The organism is Devosia sp. Root635 (genome assembly GCF_001427605.1).
Classification (GTDB): domain Bacteria; phylum Pseudomonadota; class Alphaproteobacteria; order Rhizobiales; family Devosiaceae; genus Devosia.
Map to the genome: position 1 here is coordinate 77343 of NZ_LMGZ01000009.1, position 9042 is coordinate 86384.

General features: G+C 64.1%; 9 protein-coding genes. 7 read left to right on the plus strand and 2 right to left on the minus strand.

The features are described 5' to 3' along the window. The first annotated feature begins 2 nt into the window (after positions 1-2). Positions 3-1088: a phospho-N-acetylmuramoyl-pentapeptide-transferase gene (mraY, locus tag ASD80_RS05985; protein WP_056230355.1), complete on the plus strand. Its 1086-nt coding sequence runs from the start codon at positions 3-5 to the stop codon at positions 1086-1088. Here the strand turns inward: mraY and ASD80_RS05990 are convergent. Both ASD80_RS05990 and ASD80_RS05995 read right to left on the minus strand, forming a co-directional pair. Then, on the minus strand, positions 1085-1486 hold the full coding sequence (locus ASD80_RS05990; protein ID WP_056230358.1) for a type II toxin-antitoxin system VapC family toxin: 402 nt from the start codon (positions 1484-1486) through the stop codon (positions 1085-1087). The two genes, mraY and ASD80_RS05990, sit on opposite strands and share 4 nt — an antisense overlap. Then, the gene (locus ASD80_RS05995; RefSeq protein WP_056230361.1) at positions 1483-1722 is read right to left on the minus strand and encodes a type II toxin-antitoxin system Phd/YefM family antitoxin; all 240 of its coding nucleotides are present in this window, start codon (positions 1720-1722) and stop codon (positions 1483-1485) included. The genes ASD80_RS05990 and ASD80_RS05995 overlap by 4 nt, the downstream gene beginning before the upstream one ends. A 155-nt stretch (positions 1723-1877) precedes the next feature. On the opposite strand from ASD80_RS05995, the gene ASD80_RS06000 reads away from it, so the two are divergent. From ASD80_RS06000 to ftsA, 6 genes are read left to right on the plus strand one after another with little or no spacing between them, the layout of a single operon-like run. Further along, positions 1878-3047: an FtsW/RodA/SpoVE family cell cycle protein gene (locus ASD80_RS06000; RefSeq protein WP_056230383.1), complete on the plus strand. Its 1170-nt coding sequence runs from the start codon at positions 1878-1880 to the stop codon at positions 3045-3047. Further along, on the plus strand, positions 3044-4156 hold the full coding sequence (murG, locus tag ASD80_RS06005; protein ID WP_056230363.1) for an undecaprenyldiphospho-muramoylpentapeptide beta-N-acetylglucosaminyltransferase: 1113 nt from the start codon (positions 3044-3046) through the stop codon (positions 4154-4156). The genes ASD80_RS06000 and murG overlap by 4 nt, the downstream gene beginning before the upstream one ends. Then, positions 4153-5571 carry a UDP-N-acetylmuramate--L-alanine ligase gene (gene murC / locus ASD80_RS06010; protein WP_056230366.1) on the plus strand — a complete coding sequence of 473 codons (1419 nt, stop codon included), beginning with the start codon at positions 4153-4155 and terminating at the stop codon, positions 5569-5571. Before murG ends, murC begins: the two co-directional genes overlap by 4 nt. Positions 5572-5625: 54 nt before the next feature. Continuing rightward, the gene (locus ASD80_RS06015) at positions 5626-6546 is read left to right on the plus strand and encodes a D-alanine--D-alanine ligase (protein WP_056230367.1); all 921 of its coding nucleotides are present in this window, start codon (positions 5626-5628) and stop codon (positions 6544-6546) included. Beyond that, positions 6534-7529 carry a cell division protein FtsQ/DivIB gene (locus ASD80_RS06020; protein WP_082555093.1) on the plus strand — a complete coding sequence of 332 codons (996 nt, stop codon included), beginning with the start codon at positions 6534-6536 and terminating at the stop codon, positions 7527-7529. Before ASD80_RS06015 ends, ASD80_RS06020 begins: the two co-directional genes overlap by 13 nt. An 11-nt stretch (positions 7530-7540) precedes the next feature. Next, positions 7541-8839, plus strand: a complete 1299-nt coding sequence (gene ftsA, locus ASD80_RS06025; protein WP_244488948.1) for a cell division protein FtsA — start codon at positions 7541-7543, stop codon at positions 8837-8839. The last annotated feature ends 203 nt before the right edge of the window (positions 8840-9042 follow it).

The window sequence follows — 9042 nt, forward strand, 5'->3', positions numbered from 1 at the left end:
TCATGTTGTACTTTCTCGGCCAGTTGGGTGATGCGCTCACGGCCTTCAACGTCTTCCGCTACGTCACCTTCCGCACCGCCGGAGCCGTAATTACCGCGCTGTTCTTCGTGTTCCTGTTCGGGCCGGGGATGATCGCGCTGCTGCGCCTCAAGCAGGGGCGTGGTCAGCCGATCCGCGAGGACGGCCCGCAGACCCATCTGCTGACCAAGAAGGGCACGCCCACCATGGGCGGGCTGATGATCCTGTCGGGGGCGGTGTTTTCCACGCTCCTGTGGGCCAATCTGGGCAATGGCTATGTCTGGGTGGTGCTGTTCGTCACCATCGGCTTCGGCGCCATCGGCTTTTACGACGACTATCTCAAGGTCAAGCGCATGAGCCATGCCGGCTTCGGCAGCAGGCAGCGCCTGCTGCTCGAAGCGCTGATCGGCTGCATCGCCGCCTTTGCTACCTCGCAACTGGCGCAGGGCGCCTATGGCACCTCGCTGCTCTTCCCCTTCGTCAAGGACCTGGCCCTCAACCTGGGCTATTTCTACATCCTGTTCGGCGGCTTCGTCGTGGTCGCGGCGGGCAATTCGGTCAACCTGACCGATGGGCTCGACGGCCTGGCCATCGTGCCGGTCATGGTGGCGGCCGCCTGCTTCGCGCTCATCGCCTACCTCGTCGGCAGCGTGACCTTCTCGGACTACCTGTTCCTCAACTATGTGCCGGGCACGGCCGAGCTGTCGGTGGTCTGCGGCGCGCTGATCGGCGCCGGGCTGGGCTTCCTGTGGTTCAACGCGCCCCCGGCACAGATCTTCATGGGCGATACCGGCTCGCTGGCCTTGGGCGGCGCGCTCGGCTCCATCGCAGTCATCACCAAGCACGAAATCGTGCTGGCGATCATCGGGGGCCTGTTCGTGCTCGAAACCGTCTCGGTCATCGTGCAGGTCGCCTCGTTCCGCCTCACCGGCAAACGCGTGTTCCGCATGGCGCCGATCCACCACCATTTCGAGCATCTCGGCTGGACCGAAAGCCAGGTGGTGATCCGCTTCTGGATCATCAGCTTCGTGCTGGCGCTGATCGGGCTGAGCAGCCTGAAGCTGCGCTAGGGCAGGACGGGGAAGCCCTCGGCGCGGGCGGCTCGGGCCATGGCCTGGTCGAGCGTGGCGAGCAAGGCGCCATGTTTCTGTGCCAGCGCTACGTAGCTTGCGTCATAGGTGGTGATATCGTGGCGGTCCGACAGGGAAATGATTTCCGTCAGCGATGGCTGATCGCTGGGTATCGTCACATTCATCCGCGCGAGGAAGCTTAACGCCTCGTTTCTCTCCGCACCGTCGATCCTACCCCGACGCAGATTTGTTCTGGGCGCGTTTGCAACTTCGATCTCGAATATGAGCGGACCGATGGCACCCTCGGTGATGGTACGCTTGTATAAGTCATTCGTTCCTTGAGATTCCTGTTCAAGGAGTATCCAGCCCACGGCCAGCGACGCGTCGACGACAATCACCTTTTCCGGCCGTCATCGATCATGTCGCGGATGGACATATCGTTTGGGAGATTTACCCGGCGACGAAACTCAGTCAGTTCCTCCCAGCTCGGCGGGTCAAACTTCGCGCTGACAGCCGGCACGATCCGCGCCACGGTCTTGCCGTCGCGCGTGAGTTCCACCGCCTCACCTTGCGTCGCGCGTTCCACTAGTTGCTCAAGGTCGGAATGCGGCCGGATTTCCCACTTGTCGTCCATGTCCAACTCCTACTGGCATAAGATAATTGGCTGGTCCCTTTTGAGCAAGGTCCGCGCTCTGCTCTCGCAAAATGCACCGCCGATTCAAGGATCGGTAACCAACCGCCTGCTACAATTGGATTCAGTTTGTATCGAGTAGCCCGGCTCTTCCCATGATGTTCTCCCGTGCCGAAAAGACGCCTCTCGCCGAATGGTGGTGGTCGATAGACCGGGAGCTGCTGGGGGCGCTGATCCTGCTGATGACCTGCGGCATGGTGCTGAGCTTCGCGGCCAGTCCGCCGGTGGCCGAGCGCCTGGGCCTTTCGCCGTGGCATTTCATCATCCGCCACGCCATGTTCTGCGTTCCGGCGCTGGGCGTGATGATCGGCACGTCGTTTTTCAGCCATCGCCAGGCGCGCATCTGGGCGCTGGTGACTCTGGTAATCAGCGTCCTGTTGCTTTGGGCCACTTTGCGCTTCGGTACCGAGGTCAAGGGCGCCCGGCGCTGGATTTCCTTTGCCGGGCAGTCGCTGCAGCCGTCCGAATTCGTCAAGCCGGCCTTTGCCGTGCTGGGGGCCTGGCTGTTCTCGGAATCGATGATCCACAAGAATGTGCCGGGCAAGATTCTGGCCTCGGTCATCATGCTGTCCATCGTCGGCGGTCTCGTGCTGCAGCCCGATATCGGGCAGACGGCGCTGGTCACCGCCACCTGGGCGGTGCTGCTGTTTCTCAGCGGCATTTCCTGGTTCATCATCTTCGGCATGGCGGGCGCGGCCGGGGCGCTGCTGTTCGGCGCCTATGTGTTCTTCCCGCATGTGTCGAGCCGTATCGATACGTTCCTCAACCCCGAGGGGGGCGGCAATACCTACCAGATCGACCGCGCCCTGCAGTCGCTGCTGGAGGGCGGCTGGTTCGGCCGAGGCCCCGGTGAATCCATCGCCAAGAAACTCATTCCCGATGCCCATGCCGACTATGTGTTCTCGGCAGCGGCCGGCGAATTCGGCATCCTGTTCTGCCTCGCGCTGGTGGCCTTGATCGCCTTCATCGTCATTCGCGCCATGATGGGGGCACAAAGGCAGACGAGCCTGTTCGCGCGTCTTGCCGCGTCAACCCTGGCCATCCAGTTCGCCATGCAGTCCGGTATCAATCTGGCCGTGAATCTCAATCTTATCCCGCCCAAGGGCATGACCCTGCCATTCGTCAGCTATGGCGGCACCTCGATGATCGCCATCGCCTTCGGCATGGGGCTGATGCTGGCCTTCACCCGCACCAAGCCCGAGGAACGCATGGCCACCGGCCTGCCCAGCTACAAGAGCGCCGTGGCGCCGCTGGCGCCGGCCGAATGAAGACTTTCGTTCTCATGGCGGGCGGCACGGGTGGACATCTCTTCCCGGCCATGGCGCTGGCGCAGGAACTGATCCGGCGCGGCCACGCGATCGAATTGATGACCGATCATCGTGCCGAGACCTATGGCGGCAATTTCCCGGCGCGGGAAACCCATATCATCCCCTCGGCCACGCCCTCGCTGCGTAATCCCGTCAAATTCGTCACCGGGGGCTTTCGCATACTGCGCGGCATTGCCGTGGCTCTCGGCAAGCTGAACAGCATCAAGCCCGATGCCGTGATCGGCTTTGGCGGCTATCCAACCTTTCCCCCCTTCGTGGCAGCAAGCCTGCTCGGCATTCCCGGCATTTTGCACGAGCAGAACGCGGTCATGGGCCGGGCCAACCGGGCGTTGGGGCGCTTCGCCGACATCCTGGCCATGAGCTACGACAAGACGCGCTTCGCCGAGGCGCTGAACCTGGAAAAGCAGGTCACCGGCAACCCGGTGCGCGACAAGGTGCGGGCGCTTGCCGGTACGCCCTATCCGGCGCTGGCCGATAGCGGGCCGCTACGCCTGTTCGTCGTGGCGGGCAGCCAGGGAGCGAGGGCCTTTTCCGATATCGTGCCGGAAGCTATCGGGCTCCTGCCCGACGCCATCCGTTCCCGCTTGCAGATTGCCCAGCAGTGTCGCTCCGAGGACCTGGACCGCGTGGCCGACACCTATCGGCAGCTCAAGGTCAATGTCGAGCTGGCGACCTTTTTCGAGGACCTGCCTGAGCGGGTGACGCGCTCGCATCTGCTGATCTGCCGGTCAGGCGCCTCGACCATTGCCGATGCCTGCGTGCTGGGGCGGCCGATGATCCTGGTGCCGTTGCCCGGGTCGCTCGATGCCGACCAGAAGAACAATGCGCTGGTGGTGGAGAATGCCGGGGCAGGGTGGATCGCCGAGCAGGCCACGCTGTCGCCGCAATCGCTTGCCACTCGCCTCACCACCCTGCTAACCGACCCGGCAACCCTCACCAAAGCCGCTGACGCTGCCCGCTCGCTGGGCCAGCCGCGCGCCGTCGAGAAGCTGGCGGACCTCGCCGAGATGCTCTCGGGCAAGAATATCGAAGTGGATCATCGTTCATGAAAATGCCGCGCAATATCGGGCCCGTCCATTTTATCGGCATTGGCGGCATCGGCATGAGCGGCATTGCCGAAATCCTGCATAACCAGGGCTATACCGTGCAGGGCTCGGACGCGGCCGCCAATCCCAATGTGCAGCGCCTGCGCGACATGGGCATCAAGGTCGAGATCGGCCAGAGCGGCGACAATCTGGGCGCCGCCGAAGTCGTGGTCGTGTCCTCGGCCATCAAGAAGGACAACCCCGAGCTGGTCGCCGCGCGCGCCAAGGCGCTGCCCATCGTGCGCCGGGCCGAAATGCTGGCCGAGATCATGCGCTTCAAGACCGCCATCGCCATCGGCGGCACGCATGGCAAGACCACGACGACCACGCTGGTCGCCACGCTGCTCGATGCCGGCAATCTCGATCCCACCGTCATCAATGGCGGTATCATCAACGCCTATGGCACCAATGCGCGGCTGGGCGCCGGCGAATGGATGGTTGTGGAGGCCGACGAGAGCGATGGCACCTTCATAAAGCTGCCGGCCGACGTGGCCATCGTCACCAATATCGACCCAGAGCATCTCGACCACTATGGCGACTTCGAAGGAGTCAGGAAGGCCTTCCACCAGTTCGTCGAGAACGTGCCCTTCTATGGCTTTGCCGTGATGTGCCTCGACCATCCCGAAGTGCAGGCGCTGGTGGGCGAGATCAAGGATCGCCGCGTCATCACCTATGGGCGCAACCCGCAGGCCGATGTGCGGCTGGTCGATCTCGAAACCGTGGATGGGGTCAGCCATTTCGCCGTCGAAATCCGTGACCGCATCCGCCAGACCCAGTTGCGCATCGACGGGCTCGAACTGCCCATGCCGGGCGTGCACAACGCGCTCAACGCCACCGCCGCCATCGCCGTGGCCGACCAGTTGCATGTGCCGGCCGAAGCCATCCGCAAGGGGCTGCGCGGCTTTACCGGGGTCAAGCGCCGCTTCACCCGTACCGGCGTCGTTGGCGGCATCACCGTGATCGACGATTATGGCCACCACCCGGTGGAAATCGCCGCCGTGCTCAGGGCGGCGCGCGAATCCACCCGGCGCGATGTCATCGCCGTGGTGCAGCCGCACCGCTATAGCCGCCTCAATGATCTGTTCGACGAATTCTCGGCCTGCTTCAACGATGCCGATACCGTCCTCGTCGCCCCGGTCTACGCGGCAGGCGAGCAGCCCATTGCCGGCGTCACCCACGAGGAACTGGTCAACCGCATCCGCGCCCGCGGCCACCGCGACGCCCGTATCATTGCCGGGCCGGAAGCGCTGGCCAAGGCGATCGCCGGCCGCGCCGAAGAGGGCGACTATGTCGTGTGCCTGGGCGCCGGCAACATCACCCAATGGGCGGCAGCGCTGCCAGCCGAGCTCGGCGCGATCATCGGCAAGGATGTGACGTGAGCGTGATGGCCGGTTGCACGATCACCCCCGCAGCTCAGATGTAAGGACCACGCCATGACCAAGCACGTCGCCGTTCTCATGGGCGGGTGGTCCAATGAGCGTCCCGTTTCGCTCAGCAGCGGGGCCGAGTGTTCGGCCGCCCTGCGTCGCGCCGGCTATCGCGTGACCGAAGTCGATGTCGGGCGCGACATCGCCAATGTCCTGCTCGAACTCAAGCCCGATGTGGCCTTCAATGCGCTGCACGGCCCGTTCGGAGAAAGCGGCATGGTCCAGGGCCTGCTGGAACTGCTGCAAATCCCCTATACCCATTCCGGCGTGCTGGCCTCGGCTTTGGCCATGGACAAGCACCAGGCCAAGATCATGCTCAAGGCGGCCGGCATTCCGGTGACCGATCACGTCATCGTGTCGCGTCCCGAAGCGGCGCGCAGCCATGTCATGGCGCCGCCCTATGTCATCAAGCCGATCGCCGAGGGTTCGAGCTTCGGGGTGTTCATCGTCAAGGCCGGTGTCAGTCACCCGCCGCAGGAAATCCTGCGCGAAGACTGGAATTGCGGCGAGGACATCATGGTGGAGCGCTTCATTCCGGGGCGGGAGCTCACCTGCGCTGTCATGGGCGACGTGGCGCTTGGCGTGACCGAGATCGTCACCGATCTCAGCTTCTACAATTATGAGGCCAAATATGCCGCAAATGGTTCTCGCCACATAATTCCTGCCGAGCTGAAACCTAAAATTTACGACAAGGTGCAAAAGCTAAGCCTTGCCGCCCATGCGGCTCTCGGCTGTCGCGGCGTGACGCGGTGTGACTTCCGCTATAACGACGCGGCCGGCGAGGATGGCGAACTGGTCTGCCTGGAAATCAATACCCAGCCGGGCATGACGCCGACGTCACTTGCGCCCGAGCAGGCGGCCCATGCGGGCCATAGCTACGAAGAACTGGTCGCCTGGATGGTGGAGGACGCGAGTTGCAACAGGTAAAGAGCGAGACCTTTCTCGCTGGCGCAAGGGTGGTCGATCCCCGCGCATTGCCTGTTCCTGTCCGTTCGCCCCGCCGCAAGCTTGCCAACAATATCGGCCGTGCCTGGGTGCTGCATCGCAAGGCCATCCTGCGTGGCGCCGCCATTGCCGCGCTGCTGGCGACCACTGCCATCGTCTATGAGTTGCGCGAGCCGCTCGGCACCGCTGCCGTGAACCTGGGTGAGGTGGCGCAGGGGCGCTTCGCCGCCGCCGGCCTCGCCATAGGCGAGATTTCCATTTCCGGCCAGGCGCTCACCAGCGAACAGGCCATTTTCGACGCGCTCGGCATCGAGCCGCACACATCCACCGTCAGTTTCGATGTGGAAGCGGCGCGCCAGCGCATCGCCGAATTGCCGGCCGTTGCCGGCGTCACCGTGCGCAAGACCTATCCCGGCGACGTCATCGTAACCGTAACCGAGAAGCTACCGGTGGCGCGCTGGCGGGTCGATGGCATTACCTTCGTGGTCGATGGTGCGGGCGAGCAGATCGGCGAGGACCGTGGCGCCTATCGCGACCTGCCGCTGGTGGTGGGCGATGGCGCCAATGACGACGCCATGGTGATGATCCGGGCGCTCGACCAGCATCCGGCACTCAAGGACAACCTCGTCGCCCTCTCGCGCATCGCCGACCGCCGCTGGGATCTCATCTACGATACGGGCCTGCGCGTGCAATTGCCCGAGCTGGGCGTTGCCCGCGCGCTGCGCAATCTCGATTTCTACCAGGCGGAATACCAGTTGCTGGATCGCGACGTGACCATCATCGACCTGCGCGTCGATACACTGGTCGCCGTGCGCCCCACCAAGACCGAAGAAGAACTGGCCAGGGACGAAAAAGCCAGGAAGGCCGCCATCATTGAGCGCGCCCGCTCCGGGCAGCCCTATCCGATGCCGCCACGCACCCTGCCATCCATCGCCTTTCCCCAACCGACGACCACCCCGCAATGATGACCGACGCCATGACCTCCCGGCTTCGCCCCGTACAGCCCGGCAAGACCACTTTGGTCGCCGTGCTCGATATCGGCTCCACCAAGATTTGCTGCGTCATCGCGCGCCTTACCCCACGCGCCGAGGGCAGGGCCCTCAAGGGCCGCTCGCATCAGGCGGAGGTGATCGGCTTCGGCTACGGCCCATCTTCGGGGGTCAAGAGCGGCGTCGTCACCGATATCGAAAAGGCGGAGCAGGCTATCCGCTCCGTCGTCGGCATGGCCGAGCGCGCCGCCGGGCTGACGCTCGAAACCGTCATCGTCAACGTCACCGCCGGACGGTTGGGGTCGGAAACCTTTTCCGCCGCCGTCTCGCTCGACGGCCAGGAAGTCGAGAAGGCCGATATCCATCGCGTGCTGCGCGCCGTCAACGAGCGCTCGGTGCGGCCGGAGCGCTCCATCATCCACGCGTTACCCATCGGTTACGCGATCGACGGCCAGAAGGGCATCCGCGATCCCAAGGGCATGGTCGGCGACAAGCTCGGCGTCGATGTCGCCGTGGTCAGTTCGGAAACGCTGGCCATGCGCAATCTCGAACTGGTGCTGCATCGCTGCCATCTGCAGATCGAGGCGCTGATCGCCACGCCCTATGCCTCTGGCCTTGCCACCCTGGTCGATGACGAGGCTCAGCTCGGCGTCGCCTGCATCGACTTCGGCGGTGCCACCACCACGGTTTCGGTCTTCAACGATGGCCATCTGGTCTATGCCGATGCCATCGCCATTGGTGGCCATCACCTCACCCTCGATATCGCGCGCCAGCTTTCGGTCAGCGTGGCCGATGCCGAACGGCTCAAGACATTGTTCGGCTCGGTATTGCCCGGCCAGGCCGATGAGCGCGACCTGATCCCGATCCAGCCCGTGGGAGCATCGCATGACGAAGCGCCGGGGCAGGTGGCCCGCTCGGTGCTGACCCGGATCATGCGCCCGCGCATTGAGGAAATCCTCACTGCCATCCGCGACCGCATGCAGGCCACCGGCATGATGGATGTCTGCGGCCGCCGTTTCGTGCTCACCGGCGGCGCCAGCGAAATGACCGGCCTGCCCGAGGTTGCCCGCCGCACCCTGGCGCGCAACGTCCGCAACGGCCGCCCCATGGGCATAGCGGGCCTGCCCGAAATGGCCAAGGGCGCCGCTTTCGCCAGCGTTGCGGGCATGCTGATCTACCCGCAAGTCTGCGCCCAGGAATATGCCGAGCCGCGGGGTTCGCGGAAGCTCACCGGTACGGATGGGTATTTCGCTCGCGTGGGGAACTGGCTCAGGACGAGCTTCTAGCCGCCGCTGCATCCGTGTTCACGGATCATGATCTCTACCACCGACCGTCACCCTCGGGCTTGCCCCGAGGGCCCTGCACTCGCGACGCGCTCGTCAAGTGACGTGCCTCGGGTCAAGCAACTGTGGATTGTTTGACGATAGCATTGAGGATGGTGATGAACTTTCTCATTGCAGCGTTGATGGCGAGTTTGAAGGGTTTTCCG

Bases quoted from the DNA above. Each gene is read 5' to 3' on its own strand.
- mraY (WP_056230355.1), top strand. From the start codon at position 3: ATGTTGTACTTTCTCGGCCAGTTGGGTGATGCGCTCACGGCCTTCAAC.
- ASD80_RS05995 (WP_056230361.1), bottom strand. From the start codon at position 1,722: ATGGACGACAAGTGGGAAATCCGGCCGCATTCCGACCTTGAGCAACTA.
- ASD80_RS06000 (WP_056230383.1), top strand. From the start codon at position 1,878: ATGTTCTCCCGTGCCGAAAAGACGCCTCTCGCCGAATGGTGGTGGTCG.
- murG (WP_056230363.1), top strand. From the start codon at position 3,044: ATGAAGACTTTCGTTCTCATGGCGGGCGGCACGGGTGGACATCTCTTC.
- murC (WP_056230366.1), top strand. From the start codon at position 4,153: ATGAAAATGCCGCGCAATATCGGGCCCGTCCATTTTATCGGCATTGGC.
- ASD80_RS06015 (WP_056230367.1), top strand. From the start codon at position 5,626: ATGACCAAGCACGTCGCCGTTCTCATGGGCGGGTGGTCCAATGAGCGT.
- ftsA (WP_244488948.1), top strand. From the start codon at position 7,541: ATGACCTCCCGGCTTCGCCCCGTACAGCCCGGCAAGACCACTTTGGTC.